Origin of the sequence: Pseudoalteromonas sp. 20-MNA-CIBAN-0454 (genome assembly GCF_040308685.1) — a bacterium.
In the GTDB taxonomy this organism is placed as follows: domain Bacteria; phylum Pseudomonadota; class Gammaproteobacteria; order Enterobacterales; family Alteromonadaceae; genus Pseudoalteromonas; species Pseudoalteromonas nigrifaciens.
In genome coordinates this window covers 1-262 of sequence record NZ_JBEOOB010000187.1, presented here as the reverse complement: position 1 = coordinate 262, position 262 = coordinate 1, and the positions used below count along the sequence as shown (strand labels likewise).

At 66.0% G+C, this 262-nt stretch carries 1 protein-coding gene; it reads left to right on the top strand.

What is annotated here, in order from left to right; translation table 11 throughout:
* Positions 1-262 (top strand): 3-dehydroquinate synthase family protein (locus AAEZ22_RS18455; protein WP_502935270.1); only part of this gene is annotated, 262 nt, incomplete at both ends.

Genomic DNA, 262 nt, shown 5'->3' with positions numbered 1-262 from the left:
GATCTGCGATGAGCCGTTCCTGACCTGGCTGGAAGAGCACATGGACGCCTTGCGCGGCCTCGACCAGGTGGCGCTCACCGAAGCGATTTCCCGCTCCTGCGCGGCCAAGGCGCTGGTGGTCAACGCCGACGAGCGCGAGTCCGGCGTGCGGGCCACGCTGAACCTGGGCCACACCTTCGGCCATGCGATCGAAACGCACATGGGCTATGGTGTGTGGTTGCATGGGGAAGCCGTAGCGGCTGGCACGGTGATGGCATTGGAC